This window comes from Prauserella alba (assembly GCF_024171735.1).
Lineage (GTDB): Bacteria > Actinomycetota > Actinomycetes > Mycobacteriales > Pseudonocardiaceae > Prauserella > Prauserella alba.
This window is the reverse complement of sequence record NZ_JAMTCH010000003.1, coordinates 1,829,555-1,850,808: the sequence shown is the minus strand read 5'-3', so window position 1 is coordinate 1,850,808 and position 21,254 is coordinate 1,829,555. Positions and strand designations below refer to the sequence as shown.

The window sequence follows — 21,254 nt, the reverse complement described above, 5'->3', positions numbered from 1 at the left end:
AGGATGGTACCGGCGATGAACATTGGTGATTCATTCCGCAACGTCTTGGACACGGTGATCAACTTCTTGCCCAACCTCGCCGTGTTCCTGGTGATTCTCGTCGTCGGCTGGATCGTGGCGAAGGCGCTGCGCAAGGTCGTCGACATGGTGCTCGAGCGGCTGCATTTCGATCGCGCGGTCGAACGTGGTGGTATCAAGCGGGCGCTCGAACGCTCGAAGTACGACGCGAGTGATCTGATCGCCGCCATCGTCTACTACGCGGTCCTGCTGATCGCACTCCAGATGGCCTTTGCGGTCTTCGGTCCGAACCCCGTGAGCACGCTCCTGGCCGACGTGGTCGCCTGGCTGCCGATGGCCGTGGTCGCGATCGTGATCGTGGTGGTCGCCGCCGCGATCGGCAACGCGGTGAAGGACATCGCAGGCGCCGCGCTCGGCGCGTTCAGCTGGGGCAACTTCGTGGCCAGGGTGGCGCAGGTCTTCATCGTCGCGCTGGGTGTGATCGCCGCACTGAACCAGATGGGTGTGGCCACCACGGTGACGACGCCGGTCCTGATCACGGTGCTCGCGACCGTCGGCGGCGTGATCGTCGTCGGCGTCGGCGGTGGCATGGTGCGCCCGATGCAGCAACGGTGGGAGCGGTGGCTCGGCAGGGCCGAGTCGGAGCTGCCCGCGGCGGCCGGGTCGGACGAGGCCTACCAGCGTGGCCGCGAGGACACGATGCGTGCCCAGTCCGGTGCCGCGACCGCGCAGCAGGAGCCGTCGACCGGGCCGATTCCGACGGCTCCGGGCGCATCGGGCATGCAGTCCGAGCAGCCCCGGCCCGACACGGGCGACTACCCCAGGTGAACGCCCACGAGTAGTTCCATCGCCGCGGCGGGTGCGTCCCCGAGGACCTTCGGGGGCGTACCCGCCGTCGTGTGTGCGACCGCGGGTGTGCCGGGTCCCGGGAGCCGCGGCGAGACGGCCGGTCACGGCGGCCTGATCCGCCCGGCCGGCAGGTTCGGCCGGCGTGCATTCGGCGGTGTCGAGTGGGTCAGAAGAACAGGGCCGGGTCGAGGTCCGCACCTGCGGCGGCGCCCGCGGTCGCCAGCAAGCAGACGGCGGCCAGCCGGAGCGTGACCCAGTCCGCGGTGGCCCCCTCGTCGGCGGGCGGCGTCCAGCCGGAGTCCCTGGCCGCGTCATGGACACCGCGGGCGTAGTAGGCGAGTTGGGCCTGGGAGAGTCCGCCCGCGCCGAGTGTCAGAATGTCGCGGATCGCGGCCGCGTGCTGATCGACCGCTGCCAGCCGGCCCACCGGCAGCAGCGAGGGTGCGGCGCCGATGCGGCCGAGCCGGTCGGTGAGCGCGGTGAGTTCCCGCCTGGCGGCAGACTCCCGCCACGTGTTCATCAACCAACCCATGGCGCATAGTCTATCCACCCGTTCGGGTGGATCTTCAGGCACTTCGTGACTTGGCGTCGCCAGCGGATGGGGGATCGCGGGGTTCGGCCGGACGAGTGATCCGCCCGCGCACGATGTGATCTTCCGCGTGCTTGCCCGGTTGTTCCGTGCGCCGAGGCAGGGGCCTCTACGCTGTCCGGACCATGCAGATCCCCGTAGCTCGCCGGAACCTCAGGAGCCGCCGTTGAGTGACGACGAAGGCCGTTTGATTGCGGACCGTTATCGTCTGCGTTCCCGGATCGGCGCCGGTGCGATGGGAGTGGTCTGGCGGGCGGTCGATGAACGGCTGGACCGGACGGTGGCGGTCAAACAACTCCTGCTGCCGCCAGGGCTGAACCAGCGCGAGGCCGAGACGGCGCGGCAGCGTGCGTTCCGCGAGGGGCGCATGGCCGCAAGGCTGCAGCATCCGAACGCGATCACCGTCTACAACGTCGCCGAGGACGAGGGCCAGCCGGTGCTGGTGATGGAGTTCCTGCCGTCCCGCAGCATGGCCGACCTGCTCGCCGGTGGGCGGCTGCTCCCGCCCGCCGAGGTGGCGCGACTCGGTGCGCAGGTGGCCTCGGCGCTCGGTGCCGCGCACGCCGCCGGGGTCGTGCACCGGGACGTGAAACCGGGCAACGTGCTCATCGCCGAGGACGGCACCGCGAAGATCACCGACTTCGGTATCTCGCGCGCCGCAGGGGACGTCACGTTGACCAGCACCGGCCTGTTCGCGGGCACGCCCGCGTACCTGTCGCCGGAGGCGGCGCGAGGAGCAGACCCCGGGCCGCCTTCCGACGTGTTCTCCCTCGGCGCGACGCTGTACTCACTGGTCGAGGGCGGCCCGCCGTTCGGCACCCTGGACAACGAGATCGCGCTGCTGCACAAGGTGGCCACCTCTGCCGCGACGCCGCCGCGCCAGGCGGGGCCGTTGACGGGGCCGCTCCAGGCGATGCTGCACCAGGATGCGGCCGAGCGGCCGGCCATGGTGGAGGTCGAGGCCGCACTGCGCGCGGTGGCGGCCGGGGCGGCTCCGCAACTCGAACCTGCCACCGTGCCCGCGGTCGCTCCGGTGACCGCGCCGATGCCCGCCACGCCCGCGGTCGCCCCGGCAGCGACGACCGTGTCCGCCGCGCAGCAGCGACCGGCGACCCGCGTCGGGCTACCCACCGTCGAGCCGGAGCGACCGGGACGGGATCGCACGCGGATCGCTCTCGTCGCCGCCGCGGTCCTCGCGGCCGTGGCCGCCGGCGTGCTGGTGTCCGAGATCCTCGTGCGCACGGTAGGCGCATCCGGTTCGGAGGCGGGAGCGTCGCCGGGGACATCCGCTCCCGCCTCGGTATCCCGGTCCGTGGAGACGCCGGCCACGAGCACGCGGCCGCAGCCGTCGCGGGCCGAGTTGGAGGCGGCCGTCGCGCGTTACTACGCGCTGGTGCCGGACGATGCCGACACCGCGTGGGGCTCGCTCGGCCCGACGTTGCACGCCCAGGGCAAGGAGCAGTACGGGGAATTCTGGGACGGCATCGAGAAGGTCGAGATCAGCGGCGGCCCTCGCGCCGTCGGTGACGAGACCGTCAAGGTCCGGCTGGACTTCGAGACCACCGACGGCGACCGGACCCGCGAGATGCACCGCCTGGGGATGACCGTGTCCGCCGCCGGCGACCCGCTGATCGACACCGACGAGGTCCTCAGCACCCGCGACCTCAAGGGGAAGGGTGACGGCGGGAGCGGCGAGGGCGAGAAGGACGAGAAGAAGCGCGAGAACAAGAAGGGCGAGGACAAGGCCGACGAGAAGAAGGACGAGAAGGACGACGAATGAGGGGTGCCCAGCGGACGGGCGGGGGCGCATCCGCGGGCCTCGGACCTGGTGGCGTCCCGTGGGCACGGCCCGTGCTCGCGGACGGCCGGGGAGTGAGGTCCCTGGCGGTGGGTGTCACGCACTGCGGTAATTTTGTCGCGATTGCTGCAGCTGACTGTCTCAGAGGAATGCCTTGGCTCAGGACGACGACTCCGCGACGCCCGACCCCGCCACGTCCGAAACCGGCGACGTGCCGGACCAGGCCTCGGGCGCCGAGTCACCGTCCGCCGACCCCGCTGCCGCTGACACCTCTGCCGACGAGGCTGAGACCGCCGACCCCGCTGCCGACGAGGGGCACGACGCGGACGACGCGACGCCGGACGTCCACAGCGGGCAGCTGAGCACCGATACGAACCCCGGCGGCCGCCGTGACGACCCGCCCGAGCCGGCGTGGCCTGCCGAGAGCCCGGCGTGGCCGTCGGAGAGCGACGCCGCCGCGCTCGGCGGTCAGGGCGGTGCAGGCGCAGGGATCGGTTCGGACGTCACCGACGAGCCCGAAACCGTCGCGGGTGATTCCCGCACTCCCGGCACGGCGGCGCTCGGCTCCGCGGGGACCGACGCGGCGGAAACCAACTCCGTGGACCCCGATGCCGTGGACCCCGATGCCGTGGAGACCGACGACGCGAACGCCACCGACCGCGCGCCGGACCGGACGGAGCGTGGTGCAGCCACGTCCGGTACCGCCGACGCCACCACTGCAGAACCGGACACCACGACACCCGACACCACAGCTGCGGACGACGCGGCACCGGACGACGCGGCCGCGGGCGGTGTGCTGCCGTTCGACGTGCGGTGGCGCAGGGTCGGCGTGATCGCGGCCGCCGTGGCGGGCGTGCTGGTGGTGCTGTACGGCCTCGACCTGCTGATCAGCCAGGGAGACGTGGCGCGTGGCCGTACGGTCGCGGGCATCGACGTGGCCGGGCAGAGCCGCGAGGAGGCCGAACGGACGTTGCGCGGTGAACTGGACGAGAAGTCGCCGGTCCGGCTCACCGGGGGTGGTGAGCACACGCTCGACCCGGCGTCGGCCGGCCTGGCCGTCGACTGGCGGGCCACGCTCGACGCGGCGACCGACCAGCCGCTGAACCCGTTCACGCGCCTGTCCTCACTGTTCACCAGTGAGGACATCGGACTCGTCTCGAACGCCGACACGGCGCAGCTCGACGCGGAGATCGAGCGCGTCCGCGCCGACATCGACAGGAAGGCCGCCGAGGGAACGATCCGGTTCGAGGGCACGACGCCCGTGGCGGTCGACCCGGTGAAGGGCCGCAAGCTCGACGTCGCGGGCGCCAAGTCGGCGATTCTGGCGCGCTGGGCCGCGCCGGGCGGAGTCGCGCTGCCCGTGCGGACGTTGGAGGTGCGTTCGACGCCCGACACCGTGCGCGCCGCGGTGACGGAACTCGCCGAACCCGCCGTGTCCGCGCCGGTGACCATCCGTGGCGAAGGGGCCGCCGCCACGGTGCGACCGCGCGGTATCGCCCGGTCGCTGACGTTCGACGTACGTGACGACGGATCGCTCACCGCCGGAATCGACGAGGAGATCCTGCGCGAGGTCGCGGGGCCGCAGCTCGCCTCGACCGAGGACCCGGGCCGGGACGCGCGGTTCACGTTCGCCGGCGGGAAGCCGAAGATCGAGCCGTCGACGGACGGCTACGGCGTCGACTGGGCGGCCGTGGCGAAGAAGCTGCCCGGCGTGCTCACCGGCGACGGTGAGCGGGCCGTGACCGCTCCCTACGGCGAACAGCCTGCCGAACTGACCACGAAGGAAGCGCGGGACCTCGGGGTCGAGGAGGTCGTCGGCGAGTTCACCACGGGCGGGTTCGCCTACGACTCGGGGCTGAACATCAAACAGGTCGCGAAAGAGGTGAACGGCGCGGTCGTCGAACCCGGCGAGACGTTCAGCCTGAACGAGTACACCGGCCCGCGGGGCCTGGAGCAAGGCTACGTGTCGGCGGGCGTCATCTCGGGCGGCCAGCCCGGCCGAGCCGTGGGCGGGGGGATCTCGCAGTTCGCGACGACGCTGTACAACGCGTACTACTTCGCCGGCTTGAAGGACGTGCACCACCAGGAGCACAGCTACTACATCAGCCGCTACCCGGTGGGCCGCGAGGCGACGGTGTTCCAGAACCCGGACGGCTCGAGCGTCATCGACCTGGCGTTCAAGAACGACTCGCCGCACGGTGTCGTCATCCAGACGATCTGGACCCCGACCAACATCACCGTGAAGCTGTGGGGAACCAAGCGGTACGAGATCGAATCGGTCAACGGGGGCCGGTACAACTACACGTCGCCGCCCACCGAGGTGGTGCCCGCGAGCGAGTCCTGTGTGCCCAGCAGCGGTTCCAGCGGTTTCAGCACCAACGACACGCGCATCTTCAAGGATCCGCAGACCGGTGAGGTGATCCGTCGCGAGCGGCGGGACGTCAAGTACCAGGGTCAGACCGCGGTCGTGTGTCTCGAACCGGAGCCGGAACCCGAGCCGCCGTCGGACGGCTCCGGGGACGACTCGGGCAACGGCAACGGCAACGGCTCCGGCAACGACGGCGGCGGTTCGGGGAACGACTCCGGTGGTGGTGGCGACGACGGCGGCTCCGGGGACGGTTCCGGCGGTGGTGACGGCGGCTCCGGTGACGGCGGCGGTTCCGACGGTGACGGTGGCGGCTCCGACGGCGGCCGATAGCGCCGGGCGAGGGTCGAGCCGCGGGGCGTGCCGGAGCTCGGAGCGGTCAGCGCACGACGACGGTGTGTTCGCCGCGCGGGCGTAGTTCGCCGACGACGGGCGCGCCCGGTACCTCGCCCGCGACGACCAGACCGCCCGACGTCTGCGCATCGGCCAGCAGCAGGGCCGTGTCACCGTCCACACCGGAAAGGTCGACGTGGGGGCGTACCCAGTCGAGGTTGCGGGTGCTGCCGCCGGGGACGTACCCGTCGGCCAGCCCCTGCCGCGCACCCTCCACATAGGGCACCGCCGCGGCGTCGATCACCGCGGTGACGTCGCTGGCGCGCGCGAGCTTGTGCACGTGCCCCAGGAGTCCGAACCCCGTGACGTCCGTGGCGCAGCGGATACCCGCATCGACGGCGGCCCGCGACGCGGTGTCGTTCAGGGTGGTCATGACGGCGATCGCGGCCTCGTTGCGCTCACCGGTCGCCTTGTGCCGCGCGTTGAGCACGCCCAGGCCGAGCGGTTTCGTCAGCGACAGCGGCAGGCCCGGCGCGCCGGTGTCGTTGCGCAGCAGTCGGTCCGGGGCGGCGAGGCCGGTGACGGCGAGGCCGTACTTCGGTTCCGGATCGTCGACGCTGTGCCCGCCCGCGAGGTGGCAGCCCGCCGTCGCACAGACGTCGGCGCCGCCGCGCAGCACCTCGGTCGCCAGGTCAGGTGACAACTGCTCGCGCGGCCAGCACAGCAGGTTCAGGGCGAGGAGCGGGGCCGCGCCCATGGCGTAGACGTCGGACAGCGCGTTGGTGGCGGCGATGCGGCCCCAGTCGTAGGCGTCGTCGACGACGGGCGTGAAGAAGTCCGTCGTCGCGACGACCGCCCTGCCACCGTCGATCCGGACCGCTGCGGCGTCGTCACCGGTGTCGAGGCCGACCAGCAGCTCGCCCGTCGCACCGGGCGGGGTGACGGCGCCGAGGCCGCGGACCATGTCCTCGAGTTCACCGGCTGGAATCTTGCAGGCGCAGCCGCCGCCGTGGGCGTACTGGGTCAGTCGGGGTGTCATACCCCGATCCTGCCTGTGCGCGTCGTGATCGTCCTTGCGAGGATGACGGCATGTCGGCGATCGCGGCATTGCTGCAGGGAGGCGCTTCCGGCCTGGTGACCGGCCCGGTCTTCAACACCGTGGAACGGCAGGCACTGCCGTTGGCGGGTTCGATTCCCGTTCGCCTCCGCCGGGACCGGTGCGGGGGTGCGTCGTGAGCGACCCACGGCGGCGCATCCCCCGCACCGACGTCCTGCTCGCCGAACCACGGCTAGCCAAGGCCGTGGAAGAACTGGGCCGCGACCGGGTGAAAGCGGCGATCGTGGCGGCGCAGGATCGTGCCCGGGCCGGTGCGATGGCGCCGGAGGACGTGGCCGAGGCGGCGCTCGCCGAGGTCGACTCGCCGGTGACCCGGAGGGCGGCGAGCCTGGCTCCGGTGGTGAACGCGACCGGCGTCATCGTGCACACCAATCTGGGCAGGGCACCGCTGTCCGGCTCCGCACTCGAGGCCGTGCACACGGCGGGCGGTTACACCGACGTCGAGTTCGAGCTCACCGACGGCAGGCGTGCCCGGAGGGGCAGGGGAGCGCTCGCGGCACTCGCCGAGGCGGTGCCGGACGCCGGCGACGTGCACGTGGTGAACAACAACGCCGCGGCGCTGCTGCTGTGCGCGCTGACGTTGGCGCAGGGAAGGGAGATCGTGCTCGGCCGGGGTGAGCTCGTCGAGATCGGCGACGGGTTCCGGATCCCGGAGTTGCTGACCGCTGCGGGTGCGCGGCTGCGGGAGGTCGGCACGACGAACCGCACGAGCGTCGCCGACTACGCCGCGGCGATCGGGCCGGACACGGGGTGCGTGCTGAAGGTGCATCCGTCGAACTTCCGGGTCACCGGTTTCGCCGCGGAGGCCGGCATCGCCGAGTTGGCGAACTTGGGCGTACCGGTGGTCGCGGACATCGGCTCCGGCCTGCTGCGGCCGCATCCGCTGTTGCCGGACGAACCGGACGCGACGACGGCGCTGCGTGCGGGTGCGGCCGTGGTCACCGCGAGCGGGGACAAGCTGCTCGGCGGTCCGCAGGCAGGCCTACTGCTGGGGGACACCGCGCTGGTCGAACGGCTGCGGCGGCATCCGGCCGCGCGAGCGTTGCGGGTGGACAAGCTGACCCTGGCCGCGCTGGAAGCCACGCTACGGGGAGACGTACCGCCGGTGGCCGCGGCGCTGGACGCCGACGTGGGCGACCTGTGGTCGCGGGCGGAGCGGCTCGCGGTCGAACTGACGACCCGTGGGGTGCCGGCCACGGCCGTGGAATCGGTCGCCGCCGTCGGAGGTGGTGGAGCACCCGGCGTGGAACTGCCGAGCGCCGCGGTGAGTCTGCCGGAGCACTACGCCGATCTGCTGCGCGCGGGTTCGCCCGCCGTCGTCGGCAGGCTCGACCACCGGCGCTGCCTGCTGGACCTGCGGACGGTGCAGGAAGGCGACGATCGCAGGCTGGTGGAGGCGGTGATGCGGTGCACGTCGTAGCCACGGCGGGCCACGTCGACCACGGCAAGTCGACGGTGGTGCGCGCGCTGACCGGGATGGAGCCGGACCGGTTGGCCGAGGAACAACGGCGAGGCCTGACGGTGGATCTCGGATTCGCCTGGACCCGGTTGCCGGGTGCCGCTACCGACGGCGACGACGGTACTGCCGGTGACGTCGGCAGTACCGGTGACGTCGTGGCGTTCGTCGACGTGCCCGGTCACGAACGGTTCGTGCCGAACATGCTCGCGGGGGCCGGTCCGGTGGCGGCGGCGATGGTCGTGGTGGCGGCCGACGAGGGGTGGCAGGCCCAGTCGGCGGAACATCTCGCGGCGCTCGACGCGTTCGGCGTGTCGCGGGGCGTGCTGGTCGTCACGAAGACGGACCGGGCCGACCCGGGCGAGGTGATCGCGGACGCCCGCGCGCGGGTCGCCGCCACGACGCTGGGCGAGGTGCCCGTGGTGCCGGTGAGCGGGCGCACCGGGGCGGGGCTCGGCGATCTGCGCCGCGCTCTCGGGGACCTCGTGCGTACTCTGCCGGCGCCCGACGCTGCGGCCGATGTCCGGTTGTGGGCCGACCGGGTGTTCACGATCCGCGGAGCGGGCACGGTCGTGACGGGAACGCTGGGTGCGGGCCGCATCGCCGTGGGCGACGACCTCGAGCTGTCCGGCTCGGGCAGGCGCGTCACGGTGCGCGGGCTGCAGGCACTCGGACGCGACCGGGATTCGGTCGACGCGGTCGCCAGAGTGGCCGTGAACCTGCGCGGCGTCGACCGTTCCGGGATCCGGCGGGGTGAGGCGCTGCTGACGCCGGGGGCGTGGCGGCCCGCTCGGGAGGCCGACGTGCGCCTGCGTGGCGACAAGGCGGGCGAACTGCACCGGGACCTCGTCCTGCACGTGGGCGCGGCCGCCGTGCCGTGCCGCGTCCGCCCGCTCGGTCACGACACGGCGCGGGTGACGCTCCGCGAGCCGTTGCCGTTGCGTCGCGGTGACAGCGGACTGCTGCGGGACCCCGGCGAACACCGCGTACCCGCGGGCGTGGAGGTCCTCGATCCCGATCCGCCCGCCCTGCGCAGGAGAGGAGCGGCTCGGGAACGAGCGAGCGAGCTGGACGGGGCCGACCCGGCCGTGGCGTACGTGCGCCGGTGCGGGGTCGTGCCGGTGGCCGAGCTGCGGTCGCGCGGGTTCCATCCGGACGTGCCCGTGCTCGACGGCCTGCACGTCGACGCGGACCTGCTTGCGGCGCTGCCCGGGCGGGCGCGTGAGCAAGTCGCCGACTTCGCCGCGTCGGACCCCCTCGCGGCGGGCATGCCGGTGGACGCGCTGCGGCGGGACCTGGGTGTGCCAGCGGTGCTGATCCCCCGCGTCGTCGAGCGCGCGGGGCTGGAGTGCTCCGACGGGCTGGTCCGCAGCCCAGGGGCCGGCGGGCTGCCGCCCGCGGTCGACCGGGCCGTGGCCGAGCTCGAACGGCGCCTTGCGGCCGAACCGTTCTGCGCGCCGGACGCCGACGAACTCGCCCGGCTGGGGCTGGGGCAGCGGGAACTGGCCGCTGCGGAGCGGGCCGGCAGGCTCGTGCGGCTCACCGACACGGTCGTGCTCGCCGCAGGGGCGCTCGAACACGCCGCGGCGGAACTGCGGCGCGTCGAACCGCCGTTCACCGTCAGCCAGGCCCGCCGCGCGTGGGCCACCACACGGCGCGTCGCCGTGCCGTTGCTGGAACTGCTCGACGCCCAGGGCGCGACGCGGCGGCGGGACGACGGTTCGCGCGAGCTGGTGTGACCCCTTTGCCGACGTGCGGTGCCGCCCGGCACGGCGGCGGGTCAGCGCACGCCTCGGGGGCGGAACTGGATGCTGACGCGCGGTCCGACGGGCTTCGACGTCTTGGGTACGGCGTGTTCCCACGTGCGCTGGCACGCACCACCCATCACGACGAGATCGCCGTGCCCCAGCCCGTAGCGCATGGTGGCACCGCCGCCTCGCGGCCGCAGCAGTAGTGGCCGAGCAGCGCCGACGGACAGGATCGCCACCATCGTGTCCTCCGTGCGCCCGCGGCCGATCGTGTCGCCGTGCCAGGCCACGCTGTCGGAGCCGTCGCGGTAGTAGCACAGGCCCGCGGTGCGGAACGGCTCGCCGAGCTCGCCGCCGTAGTGCGCGGACAACGCGTCCCGCGCTTCGGCCAGCACGGTGTCGGGCAGGGCGTCGTGCTCGTCGTAGAAGCTCAGCAGCCGTGGCACGTCGACCGTCCGGTCGTACATCCGCCTGCGTTCCGCGTGCCACGGGACCTGCGTCGCCAGCGTGCGGAACAGTGTGTCGGCGCCGGACAGCCACCCGGGCAGGACGTCGATCCACGCGCCGTGGCCGAGCTGCGTGCGGCGCACGCCGGCCAACGGCCGGAGCGCCGGAGCGGCGTCGGTGTCGCCGATCCCGGCGTTGCCGATCCCGGTGTCGCCGGCCGCCGAGCCGCGACCCGCGGGGTCGGCACCGGCGGCCGGTGTGTCGAAGAGCGATCCCTGAAGCGCCAGGTCCATGAGGCCGACGGTACGGCATCTCGAACGGGTGTTCTACCCGTGTCCGGTGGTGGCTGCCGATCATTTCCGCTTCGGCGACCCACGGGGCGGACCGGGCGCCTACAATCAAGCCATGCATCGACCTCGACCGGTCACCGAGGTCCCCGACGTGGTCGGCCTCGGAGCCGAGGACGCGTGTGACATCGTGCGGCGCGCGGGTCTCGTTCCCGTCGGGCCGGACGGCGCGCCGGCGCCGGGCACGGGTGTCGTCTCCGCGCAGCGGCCGATCGGGGCGGCCGGAGCCGAGGAGGGTGCGAAGGTCGCCCTGTGGACCCATCCCGGCAAGGATTCGGCCGAGGCGCTCGTGGGTCCCAGCCCGCGGGAATCGGCCGACTTCGACCCGGCGTGACCGGGTCGGCCAGACGCAGTGCCGGCATCCTGCTGTATCGCCGCCGGTCGGGCGCCGTCGACGTACTGATCGGGCACATGGGAGGCCCGTTCTGGGTGCGGCGGGACGCGGGGGCGTGGACCATCCCGAAGGGCGAGTACGGCGACGACGAGGAACCCGAGGCCGCGGCGTACCGGGAGTTCGCCGAAGAGCTCGGCATCGCGGTGCCGGACGGCGTGCCGATGCCGCTCGGCGACGTGCGCCAGTCCGCAGGCAAGGTCGTCACCGTATGGGCGGTGGAGGGTGATCTGGATCCGGCACGTGTCACGGCCGGTACGTTCGAGCTGGAGTGGCCGCGCGGATCCGGGCGCACACAGGAGTTTCCGGAACTCGACCGCGTCGAGTGGTGCACGGTCGACGCCGCGCGCGGGCGGCTCGTCGCGGCGCAGCGAGTGTTCCTGGACCGGCTCGTCGGCGAACTCGCAGGCTGACATCGGCGTGGTGTTCGGTGGTCCGGTCCAGTCCGGTTCGGACATCCTGGACGCCACGGCGTGATGGTTTCGCCGTCGCCTGTTCGGGTAAGCCGAGAGCATGACGATGGCGCCGGAAGCGAGTGAGGCGGCCGACGGTGTGTTCGGGCCGGTGCGGCTGGTGAGTGAGGCCGCGGCGCGCGCGCTCTACGGGCGGGGACGGCGAGTTCGGGTGCTTTCGTCCTATTCGGTGCCGGTGGGGCAGGGGAGCGCCGAGCTGCACAGTCTGGCCGACGTCGTGGAGTTCGTCTGCGCGCAGTGTCTGGAATGGTGTCAGGCGACGCTCGTGGCGATTCGGCGGCGGCATCTGGTGTGCCCGGGCTGTTTCGGGGCGCAGCCGCGTGCCGTCGTCCCGGAGCCCGTGTCGGAGTCTGCCGTGCCGTCACCGGCCGCCTCGGAATCCGTACCGTCGGAGCACGTCACGTCGGAGTCTGTCGCAGCGGAGTCCGTTGCCTCGGAGCCTGTCGTGCCGGAGCCTGTCGTGCCGGAACCGGTCGCGTCGGGCTCGTCCGGTCCCGAGCCGGTCGCCTCCCAGCGCGCTGCGGCGCCGACGGCGCTGAGCGGTCCGCGCCGTGCGCCGTGGAGCGTGCATGCCGCTCGTTCCTGCCGGCGCGAACGCGCGGGGTGAACGCCGGGTGTAGCGGACCCGGTCAGCCGGTCAGGTTGAGGCCGACGACCCCGGCGACGATCGCGGCGATGCTGAGCAGTCGCGCGCGGGACGCGGGTTCGTCCAATCGGAGCATTCCGGTCACGGCGACGCCGATGGCTCCGATGCCCACCCATGCGGCGTAGGCCGTGCCGACCGGCAGCTCCCGGAGCGCATAGGAGAGCATGCCCAGGCTGATCGCGGCGAGCGCGACCCCGAGAACCAGCCAGCCGGGACGGTCGAGTCCGCCCGCGTTCCTGAGTGCCAGTGACCACGCGATCTCCAGCAGACCGGCCGCCACGAGTACGGCCCATGCGGCGGTCACGGCGGTCCTTCCGGGCCCGGTGCCGCGGCCACGGGCCCGGAAGAACCGGAGGCGCCGGGGCCTGGCGCGGGTTCGGCTCGGTTGAGGCCGATCACGCCCGCGACGATCAGGCCGAGGCACATCAACCGCTGCCAGGAGGCGGGGTCGCCGAGCCAGAGCATTCCGGTCACGGCGACGCCGACGGCGCCGATGCCCACCCATGCGGCGTAGGCCGTGCCGACCGGCAGCTCTCGAAGTGCACAGGAGAGCATGCCCAGGCTGATCATCGCGAGTGCGATGCCGGCGACGGCCCACCATGGGCGGGTCAGCCCGTCGGCCGCCGCCAAGGCCAGCGACCACGCGATCTCCAGCAGACCGGCCACGGTGAGCGTCGTCCACGCGATCGTGAGCGTGCGGCCCGTCCCGCGTGCCGGGCGGGAGCGGGAGCGTCGACGGCCGTTCACGCGTTCACGCCGCCGTCGACCGTGATCTCCGCCCCGGTGACGTAGGCGCCGCCCGGGCCCGCGAGATACGCCACCGCAGCCGCGACGTCGGCGGGTGTGCCGTAGCGGTTCAGTGCGGTGAGCGCGCGCTCCTCGTCGGCGCCCTCGCCGTCGGCAGGGTTCATCTCGGTGTCGGTCGAACCGGGGTGCACGACGTTGGCTGTGATTCCCCGAGGGCCAAGATCGCGCGAGATGCCTTTGGTGAGGCCGACGAGGGCGGATTCGCTCATCGAGTAGAGGCTCAGACCCGGCGCGGGAACGCGGCCGACGAGACTGCTGCCGATGCTGATGATCCGTCCACCCGTGCGCAGATGCGCCGCGGCGGTCTGCACGGCGACGAACGCCGCGCGGACGTGGACAGCCATGGTGTCGTCGTAGTCGGCGAGGGTGACGTCGCCGATCGTCCCGTAGGGGAAGACGCCGGCGTTGTTGACCAGGATGTCGAGCGCGCCGAGGTCAGTGGCCGTCCGGTCGACGGCCGTCGCGATGGCGGAGCTGTCGGCCGCATCTGCGGCGAGCGCGAGGGCTTTCCCGCCCGCTTCTTCGATGTGCCGGACCACGTCGGCGGCGCGGTCGCGTGCGGTCCGGTACGTGAGGGCGACCGCCGCCCCGTCGGCGGCCAGGCGGGTGGCGGTGGCTGCGCCGATCCCTCTGCTGCCTCCGGTGACCAACGCGACCTTGCCCTGGAGTGGCCCCATCACACTCTCCCTCGGTTCGTGTCCCACGACTATTTATGTAATGCGTATTGCATAATTGCTAGCATCGGGATCGTACGGCAGTCAACCGAGTCGAACGGCCGAGGGGTGATGGCGTGGCGGGACGTGGCCGCCCGAGGCGCTTCGACAGGGAAGTCGCCCTGCGGACGGCGATGGTGCTGTTCTGGGAGCACGGCTACGAGGGCACGTCGATGAGCATGCTCACCTCGGCCATGGGCATCACGGCCACCAGTCTCTACGCGGCTTTCGGGTCCAAGGACGATCTCTTCCGTGAGGCCGTGGAGCTGTACAACTCCGCCGATCATTCGCCCACCGCCGCCGCGCTCGAGGAATCAACCGCTCGCGAGGTGGTGGAGGCGATGCTGCGGCGGAACGCCGACGCCTACGTCGACCCCGCCACGCCGCAGGGCTGCATGGTGGTGCTCGCCGGGTTGAACGTGACCGCCGGGAACGAGCACATCGGCCGATATCTCACGGAATGCCGGCGCAGGGATCACGAGAAGGTGCTCGAACGTCTCACCCGCGCGGTGGCCGAGGGTGACCTACCCGCGAGTGCGGACCCCGCGACGTTGGCGTCGTACGGCGCCACGGTGCTGCACGGCTTGTCCATCCAGGCGCGCGACGGGTGCACCCGGGAGCAGGCGCATGCGGTGATCGACGGCGCGATGCTCGGGTGGGACGAGCTCGTGCGGCGTGGCGAGCGGGCCTCCACGAACGAGAGTGGCGTATAACGACCTATACGCGGTGGCTTTCGGGTTCGACGGCCGCCGGCCTCACCCCACCGGCGAGCGCTCACCCGCCACGCACGGAGGCGCCGAAAATCGCTGGGCACCGCGCACTGCCGGCTGTCAGGGTCGGCACATGCCTGCACCCACTCTCGTCGTCGTTCCCGGTTCGAACAGCAACTCCTTCTCGGTGGCGCCGTTGCTGCGGGAGCTGGCGCTGCTGGGTGTGCGTGCCCTCGCCGTCGACCTTCCCGGCCACGGTTTCGGTGGCACCTGGCCCGCCGCGTACCAGGCTCCGCAGGACAGCGCGGCGCTCGGCACCGTCCCGTCGCGAACGGCAGGGGTGACGGTGGCCGATGCGGCCGACCACCTCGGGGCCGTCGTCCGCAGGGCGCGGGAGCACGGGCCCGTCGTCGTGGCGGCACACAGCCGCGGTGGACTGCCGCTCACCGCCTTGGTGAGCGCCGAGCCGGAGCTGGTCGACCGGGCCGTGTACCTCTCGGCGTGGTGTCCGGTTGCGGCCACGGTCGCCGAGTACCTGGCCACGCCCGAGTACGCGGCCAGTGCCCTGAACAGCCTGCCGAACCTGTTCGCCGCCGACCCCTCGCAACTCGGCGCGCTCCGGATGAACTGGCGCACGGCCGATCCCGACGTGCTCACGGCCCTCAAGCACGCGATGCTCGCCGACGCCACCGACGACGAGTTCTTCGCCTACCTCGCCCTGCTCGACCCCGACGAGATCCTCGATCCGGGTGAGCGTGCCGACCTCGCCCGGTGGGGCAGCGTGCCGCACACCTACGTCCGACTGGCCGGGGACACGTCGATGCCGCCCGCGATGCAGGACCGGCTGATCGGCGACGCGGACGCACTCACGCCACACAATCGGTTCGACGTGCACACATTGGAGAGCAGTCACGCCGGGTTCCTCGTGCGCCCCGCCGCGACGGTCGAGGCGGCACGCCTGTTGGCGCGGCTCATGGAATCGGGCTCGTGAGCAGGCCTGCCGCCGGCCGCCCGGCGATCCACAGTGGACTCCGCCGGGATGCTGGGTGTCGGCGTCAGCCCGGGGGCCACTCCATGCCGCGTCCGCCGAGTACGTGGCAGTGGGCGTGGAGGACGGTCTGCTGGCCGTCCTTGCCGGTGTTGAACACGAGCCGGTATCCGGCGGCGTCGATCCCGTCGGCCGCGGCGACCGTTCCCGCGATGTCGAGCACCTCGCCCGCCAGTGCCGGGTCGCTGGCCGCCATCGACGCGGCGTCAGCGTGGTGTGCCTTCGGGATGACCAGTACGTGGGTGGGCGCCTGCGGGTTGATGTCGCGGAACGCCAGTACGGAACCGGTCTCGTGGACGATCGTGGCGGGCACGGACCGCTCCACGATGTTGCAGAACAAGCAGTCGGAACTCACGCGACCGCACTGTAGGTCGAGTGCGGTGGGGTGCGCCAGCGCCGGCGGGTGCGCCCGGTCAGCCGGTGACCGGGTGGTCGAGCGGGTCACCGGGGTGGATCGTGCCGCCGGTGACGACCTCGGCGTACACGCCCATCTCGTTGTGTCCGAACTCCTGGTGCAGGCGCCGCGGCAGGTCGATGTCGCGTTCGGCGGTGTCCGGGTTGACCTGCGTCGCGGCGCAGCGCTTCGTGGCGAGCACTCCCCGCAGCCGGAGGCCGCCGACGGTGATCTCCTCGCCGACGAGGTCGCGTTCGCTGAAGGCCGGCAGCCCGTCGTAGTAGATGTTCGCGCGGAACCTCCGGGGATCGAGCCGCGTGCCGAGGCGGTCGCCGAGCGCCCGCACGGAGGCGAGGTTCACCAGCGAGACGGCGTTCATCATGGAGTCCGAGATCACCGAGACGTCGGTGAACCGTCTGCCGTCGCCGCGGGCGAGCACGGGCGGAGTGGACAGGCCGAGCGCCTCGGCGAAGAATGTGGTCACGGCCGCGGCGCCGTCGTCGGTGGCGAGGGTCGCCTCCAGTTCGGTGCGACCGTCGCGGTCGGCCCGCAGGACGCCGGTCTCCGGGTCGAAGTGGGTGCGGTAGCCGGCGAGCGACGCGTCGCGGGCGAGCATGAAGAACTGCGTCTTCGGCAGCGGCTCGGTCGAGCCGGGGGTGAAGTCGCCGTCGGGCCGGGCGAGTGCGAACGCCCGGTCGTACGGCACGCCGCGACCGGGTTCGAGGGTGACGGACGACAGTGTCTGCGGGCTCAGTCCCTTCACGGGGTAGACGTACAGTCCGCGGATCTCGCCGGTCATGTCACGTGCCCTTCTCGCGGCGGGTTCGGAATGTGCAGGGGCAATCTAACCGTTCCTCGGAGTGCGGTTCGCGCGCGGGAAGCGCACACCCCGTCCGGGTGCGGCGAAAGGGGAAGCAGTGGCAGTGTCGTCGGCTCCGGCCATCGAGACATCCGGCTTGGTCAAGGTCTTCGGCGCGACCCGAGCGGTCGACGGGATCGACCTGACGGTGCCGGAGGCGGCCGTGTACGGCATTCTCGGGCCGAACGGTGCAGGCAAGACGACGTTCGTGCGCATGCTCGCGACCCTGCTGCGTCCGGACGGCGGCCACGGCACCGTGTTCGGACGGGACATCGTCGGTGACGCGGCGCTCGTGCGCAGGCAGGTCAGTCTCACCGGGCAGTACGCGTCGATCGACGAGGATCTGACGGGCACGGAGAACCTGGTACTGCTGGGCAGGCTGCTGGGGCACGGCAAGACGGCGGCGCGGCGGCGGGCGGGTGAACTGCTCGACGCGTTCGGGCTGACCGCCGCCGCGGACCGGCAGGTCAAGCATTATTCCGGCGGCATGCGGCGGCGGATCGACATCGCCGCGAGCATCATCTCCACGCCGCGGCTGTTGTTCCTCGACGAACCCACGACCGGCCTGGATCCGCGCAGCCGCAACCAGGTGTGGGACATCGTGCGTGTCATCGTCGCGCAGGGTACGACCGTGCTGCTGACCACGCAGTACCTCGACGAGGCGGATCATCTCGCGGGCCGGATCGCCGTGATCGACCACGGCACGGTGATCGCGGAGGGCACGCCCGGCGAGCTGAAATCGTCCGTCGGCGCGGGATCGGTGCGGGTGCGGCTGCGCAGGGCGGAGCAACGGGCCCAGGCGGAACGCGTACTGGCCGCCGAGCTGGGCACGGAGGTGCATTTCGACGCCGACCCCGTGGCGCTGACGGCGCGCATCGCGGGCGGCGAGTCCGGAAGGGGAGCCGCCGAGCACGCCTCGCGCGCCCTTGCACGGCTGGCACAGGACGGCATCACCGTCGACGACTTCTCACTCGGCCAGCCGAGCCTCGACGAGGTGTTCCTGGCCCTGACGGACCGGAAGGAGAACCGGGCATGACGAGCACGTCGAACGCGTCGAGCGCCGAGCGCGCGGACGCCGACGGTGACACGCCCGTCGCGGACAACCTGGGCGCAGTACTGGCCACCGGCGAACCACCGAACGCCCCCAGCGCGTGGTCGGCGTCGGTGACGTTCGCATGGCGCGCCATGCTCAAGATCAAACACGTGCCCGAGCAGTTGTTCGACGTCACCGCGTTCCCGGTGATCATGACACTCATGTTCACCTACCTGTTCGGTGGCGCACTGGCGGGCTCGCCCGAGGAGTACCTGCAGTACCTGTTGCCCGGCGTGCTGGTGATGAGCGTCGCGATGATCACGATGTACACCGGGGTCGGGCTCAACGCCGACATCCAGAAGGGCGTGTTCGACCGGTTTCGCACCCTGCCGATCTGGCGGCCGTCCGCGCTGGTGGGCGCCGTCATCGGCGACGTCTGCCGGTATTCGCTGGCCTCCGTGGTGATCATCGTGCTCGGGCTGGCCCTCGGCTACCGGCCGGGTGGTGGCGTGCTCGGCGTGCTGGCGGGCGTCGGGCTACTGCTGGTGTTCTCCTTCGCGTTCTCGTGGATCTGGACCCTGCTCGGCCTGCTGCTGCGGTCGGAACGCTCGGTGATGGGTGTCAGCGCCATGGTGCTGTTCCCGTTGTCGTTCCTGAGCAACGTGTTCGTCGATCCGCGGACGATGCCGTCGTGGCTGCAGGGCTTCGTCGACGTCAACCCGATCGCACACCTGGTCGCGGCGGTGCGCGGTGCGTTGAGCGGGCAGTGGGATGGCTCGGCGACGCTGTGGATGTTCGTCTCGGCCGGGATCATCCTGGCGATCTTCGGCCCGCTGACGATGCGCAGGTACAACCGCAAGTGACGCCGGAACCGGCAGTGGGAACGGGCCGCGTGGTGCGCGCGAGGGCGTGACGGGTGGGCACCGGCAGGCAGTGCGGGTGTGCCGTGGCCGGTCAAGAAGCGGAATCATGCGGATGCTCTTGTCTGGACCACCCGCGATGATTATGGTCACACCATTGGCGCGGAGCGAGCGATACAGAGGTGTATTCATGACGTTCCCCGGTGGCGGCAGCGCGAGACGAACCCTCCCGAGACTTCCGCGGCCGCGCTCGCGCACCCGGCCGTTACCGCGCACCCGGTCGGCACGACGACCCCGATCCGCGCAACAACGAAGCGCACCACCCACCTGATATCCCCGGCGATCGAAAGCCTGCCCTGACCTGCCCGCAGGCGGGAGTTCGCGGGCCATCCGGGGCGCCGAACGCTCGTACCCGACCCACGGCTCCGACACGGGGTCCTGGGACACAACGGTGTGTCGAAGGGTGTGTTCCCCATGGATAACTTGGCCGTGCTGAGTCTTGTCGCGTTGGCACCGCTGGCCGTCGTCGGGATTCTCCTGGTCGGGTTCCGATGGCCCGCGAAGTACGCGATGCCCGTCGGCTTCGTGACCGTCGTGGTGGCCGCGGCACTGGTGTGGGAGGTGGAGGCCACCGTCATCGCCGCGGCCAGTGTCGAAGGCCTGATCATCGCGGTCGGGATCCTGGCCATCGTGTTCGGTGCGCTGCTCCTGCTGGGCACGCTGAGCAAGAGCGGCGGACTGGCCACGATCAGATCGACGTTCACCGACATCAGCCCGGACCGTCGCGTCCAGGCGATCATCATCGGCTGGCTGTTCGGGTCGTTCATCGAGGGCGCGTCCGGGTTCGGCACGCCCGCCGCCGTCGTCGCGCCGTTGCTGTTGGCACTCGGGTTCCCCGCGATGGCCGCGGTGATGGTCGGACTGGTCATCCAGTCGACGCCCGTGACGTTCGGTGCCGCCGGTACTCCGGTGATCACCGGTATCGGCGACGGCCTCGGCGGCAGCGCTGCGGTCGACGAACGACTGCGGTTCCTCGGGGTCGAGATGCCGGAGTACGCCGCGCGCATCGGCGTCGACGCGGCCCTCATGCACGCCATCATCGGCACGCTGATCCCGCTGTTCCTGGCATGCATGGTGACGGGATTCTTCGGGGAACGCCGCCGGTTCGGCGACGGTCTCGGCGTCTGGAAGTTCGCGTTGTTCTCGGCGTTCGCCATGACCGTGCCGTACGTCGTGTTCGCCATCGTGCTGGGCCCGGAGTTCCCGGCTCTGCTGGGCGGGCTCACCGGCCTGGCGATCGTGGTGACCGCGGCCCGGCGCGGGGTGTTCATGCCGGAGCAGGCGTGGGAGTTCCCCGACCGCGAGCGGTGGAACCCGCGCTGGATGGGCACGTTGGAGCCGGAGACCGACGTGGCGGCCCGGCGGATCCACCCGTTGTTGGCGTGGACGCCCTATGTGCTGCTGGCCGGACTGCTGGTGGTGACCCGCACGGTGACTCCCGTCCAGGAGCTGCTGACGGGGGTGTCGATGGACTTCGAGAACATCTTCGGCACGGAGATCAGCGAGAGTATCGAGCCGCTGTACCTGCCCGGTTTCCTGCTCATCGTCGTGTGTGTGGCGACCTACGGGCTGCACCGGATGCGTGCCGGCGAGATCGCCGGTTCGTGGCGCATCGCGGGCAAGCAGATCTTCGGCGTGGCCGTCGCGTTGCTGTTCGCGGTTCCGCTGGTGCGGGTGTTCATCAACTCCGAGATCAATCTGTCCGGCTACGACAGCATGCCGTTGACCATCGCCGAGGGCGTCGCCTCGATCACCGGAGGGAACTGGCCGCTGTTGGCACCGGCGATCGGCGCGCTGGGCGCGTTCGTCGCCGGCTCGAACACCATCAGCAACATGATGTTCTCGCTGTTCCAGTTCTCGACCGCCGAGCAGGTCGGCATCCCGCCGGAGAGCGTGGTCGCCTCGCAGGCGGTCGGCGGTGCAGCGGGCAACATGGTCACGGTGCACAACGTCGTCGCGGCGTCCGCCACGGTCGGCCTGTTGGGCAGGGAAGGCGACGTGATCAGGAAGAACCTGCTTCCGCTCGGCTACTACGTCGTCTTCGCGGGCGGACTGGGGTACGTGTTCGCCTACGGTCTCGGGTTCAACCCGGGCACGGTACTGATCGCGCTCCTGGTCGCCGGGCTTGCGGTGACCGCGTGGCTGCTGCGCAGGCAGCGCCAAGCGCAGAACACGCGGGTCTGAGCGCAGGAC

Annotated in this window: 20 protein-coding genes and 1 tRNA gene; 13 read left to right on the top strand and 8 right to left on the bottom strand. The window is 71.6% G+C overall.

Features of this window, described 5'->3' with window-relative positions; all coding sequences use genetic code 11:
* The first annotated feature begins 15 nt into the window (after positions 1–15).
* On the top strand, positions 16–846 hold the full coding sequence (locus LY12_RS08505; RefSeq protein ID WP_253854595.1) for a mechanosensitive ion channel family protein: 831 nt from the start codon (positions 16–18) through the stop codon (positions 844–846).
* 187 nt (positions 847–1,033) lie between these two features.
* On the opposite strand, the gene LY12_RS08500 is transcribed toward LY12_RS08505, so the two are convergent.
* On the bottom strand, positions 1,034–1,399 hold the full coding sequence (locus LY12_RS08500) for a DUF6401 family natural product biosynthesis protein (protein WP_253854593.1): 366 nt from the start codon (positions 1,397–1,399) through the stop codon (positions 1,034–1,036).
* A 223-nt stretch (positions 1,400–1,622) separates the two neighbouring features.
* Between LY12_RS08500 and LY12_RS08495 the strand changes: the two genes are divergently transcribed.
* Complete coding sequence (locus LY12_RS08495) at positions 1,623–3,236, top strand: serine/threonine-protein kinase (protein ID WP_253854591.1); 1,614 nt, start codon at positions 1,623–1,625, stop codon at positions 3,234–3,236.
* Between the two features lie 172 nt (positions 3,237–3,408).
* Positions 3,409–5,952, top strand: a complete 2,544-nt coding sequence (locus LY12_RS08490; protein ID WP_253854588.1) for a VanW family protein — start codon at positions 3,409–3,411, stop codon at positions 5,950–5,952.
* Positions 5,953–5,998: 46 nt separating this feature from the next.
* Here the strand turns inward: LY12_RS08490 and selD are convergent, their stop codons facing one another.
* Positions 5,999–6,991, bottom strand: coding sequence for a selenide, water dikinase SelD (gene selD, locus LY12_RS08485; RefSeq protein ID WP_253854586.1), 993 nt, complete (start codon positions 6,989–6,991; stop codon positions 5,999–6,001).
* A 77-nt stretch (positions 6,992–7,068) separates the two neighbouring features.
* Between selD and LY12_RS08480 the strand changes: the two genes are divergently transcribed.
* The 3 genes from LY12_RS08480 to LY12_RS08470 all read left to right on the top strand — a co-directional run bounded on the left by LY12_RS08480 (position 7,069) and on the right by LY12_RS08470 (position 10,264).
* Positions 7,069–7,160, top strand: a tRNA-Sec gene (locus tag LY12_RS08480).
* A gap of 24 nt (positions 7,161–7,184) precedes the next feature.
* Positions 7,185–8,489, top strand: a complete 1,305-nt coding sequence (selA, locus tag LY12_RS08475) for an L-seryl-tRNA(Sec) selenium transferase (protein WP_253854584.1) — start codon at positions 7,185–7,187, stop codon at positions 8,487–8,489.
* Positions 8,477–10,264: a SelB domain-containing protein gene (locus tag LY12_RS08470; RefSeq protein ID WP_253854583.1), complete on the top strand. Its 1,788-nt coding sequence runs from the start codon at positions 8,477–8,479 to the stop codon at positions 10,262–10,264. Before selA ends, LY12_RS08470 begins: the two co-directional genes overlap by 13 nt.
* A 41-nt stretch (positions 10,265–10,305) precedes the next feature.
* On the opposite strand, the gene LY12_RS08465 is transcribed toward LY12_RS08470, so the two are convergent.
* Positions 10,306–11,013 carry an alpha-ketoglutarate-dependent dioxygenase AlkB gene (locus LY12_RS08465; RefSeq protein ID WP_253854582.1) on the bottom strand — a complete coding sequence of 236 codons (708 nt, stop codon included), beginning with the start codon at positions 11,011–11,013 and terminating at the stop codon, positions 10,306–10,308.
* Between the two features lie 112 nt (positions 11,014–11,125).
* Between LY12_RS08465 and LY12_RS08460 the strand changes: the two genes are divergently transcribed.
* Together LY12_RS08460 and LY12_RS08455 are read left to right on the top strand one after the other, a co-directional pair.
* The gene (locus LY12_RS08460) at positions 11,126–11,401 is read left to right on the top strand and encodes a PASTA domain-containing protein (protein WP_253854581.1); all 276 of its coding nucleotides are present in this window, start codon (positions 11,126–11,128) and stop codon (positions 11,399–11,401) included.
* Positions 11,398–11,871: an NUDIX hydrolase gene (locus LY12_RS08455; protein WP_253854580.1), complete on the top strand. Its 474-nt coding sequence runs from the start codon at positions 11,398–11,400 to the stop codon at positions 11,869–11,871. The genes LY12_RS08460 and LY12_RS08455 overlap by 4 nt, the downstream gene beginning before the upstream one ends.
* Before the next feature lie 689 nt (positions 11,872–12,560).
* Here LY12_RS08455 and LY12_RS08450 read toward each other — a convergent pair.
* Genes LY12_RS08450 through LY12_RS08440 form a run of 3 tightly spaced genes read right to left on the bottom strand, consistent with a single transcriptional unit; the run spans position 12,561 to position 14,061 of the window.
* The gene (locus LY12_RS08450; RefSeq protein ID WP_253854579.1) at positions 12,561–12,881 is read right to left on the bottom strand and encodes a DMT family transporter; all 321 of its coding nucleotides are present in this window, start codon (positions 12,879–12,881) and stop codon (positions 12,561–12,563) included.
* Positions 12,878–13,324 carry a DMT family transporter gene (locus tag LY12_RS08445; RefSeq protein WP_308292084.1) on the bottom strand — a complete coding sequence of 149 codons (447 nt, stop codon included), beginning with the start codon at positions 13,322–13,324 and terminating at the stop codon, positions 12,878–12,880. Before LY12_RS08445 ends, LY12_RS08450 begins: the two co-directional genes overlap by 4 nt.
* Positions 13,321–14,061, bottom strand: coding sequence for an SDR family NAD(P)-dependent oxidoreductase (locus LY12_RS08440; RefSeq protein ID WP_253854578.1), 741 nt, complete (start codon positions 14,059–14,061; stop codon positions 13,321–13,323). Before LY12_RS08440 ends, LY12_RS08445 begins: the two co-directional genes overlap by 4 nt.
* 113 nt (positions 14,062–14,174) lie before the next feature.
* On the opposite strand from LY12_RS08440, the gene LY12_RS08435 reads away from it, so the two are divergent.
* Complete coding sequence (locus LY12_RS08435; RefSeq protein ID WP_253854577.1) at positions 14,175–14,810, top strand: TetR/AcrR family transcriptional regulator; 636 nt, start codon at positions 14,175–14,177, stop codon at positions 14,808–14,810.
* A gap of 130 nt (positions 14,811–14,940) precedes the next feature.
* Positions 14,941–15,798, top strand: coding sequence for an alpha/beta hydrolase (locus LY12_RS08430; protein WP_253854576.1), 858 nt, complete (start codon positions 14,941–14,943; stop codon positions 15,796–15,798).
* A 64-nt stretch (positions 15,799–15,862) separates the two neighbouring features.
* Here LY12_RS08430 and LY12_RS08425 read toward each other — a convergent pair whose 3' ends face one another.
* Positions 15,863–16,210 (bottom strand): HIT domain-containing protein, encoded by a 348-nt coding sequence (locus LY12_RS08425; RefSeq protein WP_253854575.1) that lies wholly within the window; start codon positions 16,208–16,210, stop codon positions 15,863–15,865.
* A 58-nt stretch (positions 16,211–16,268) separates the two neighbouring features.
* Complete coding sequence (locus LY12_RS08420) at positions 16,269–17,048, bottom strand: MOSC domain-containing protein (protein WP_253854574.1); 780 nt, start codon at positions 17,046–17,048, stop codon at positions 16,269–16,271.
* A 118-nt stretch (positions 17,049–17,166) separates the two neighbouring features.
* Here LY12_RS08420 and LY12_RS08415 point away from each other — a divergent pair, with 118 nt between their 5' ends.
* The 3 genes from LY12_RS08415 (at position 17,167) to LY12_RS08405 (ending at position 21,245) form a co-directional block, all read left to right on the top strand.
* The gene (locus tag LY12_RS08415; RefSeq protein ID WP_253854573.1) at positions 17,167–18,144 is read left to right on the top strand and encodes an ATP-binding cassette domain-containing protein; all 978 of its coding nucleotides are present in this window, start codon (positions 17,167–17,169) and stop codon (positions 18,142–18,144) included.
* Complete coding sequence (locus LY12_RS08410) at positions 18,141–19,004, top strand: ABC transporter permease (RefSeq protein ID WP_253854572.1); 864 nt, start codon at positions 18,141–18,143, stop codon at positions 19,002–19,004. Before LY12_RS08415 ends, LY12_RS08410 begins: the two co-directional genes overlap by 4 nt.
* A 471-nt stretch (positions 19,005–19,475) precedes the next feature.
* Positions 19,476–21,245 (top strand): L-lactate permease, encoded by a 1,770-nt coding sequence (locus LY12_RS08405; RefSeq protein ID WP_253854571.1) that lies wholly within the window; start codon positions 19,476–19,478, stop codon positions 21,243–21,245.
* Positions 21,246–21,254 lie beyond the last annotated feature (9 nt).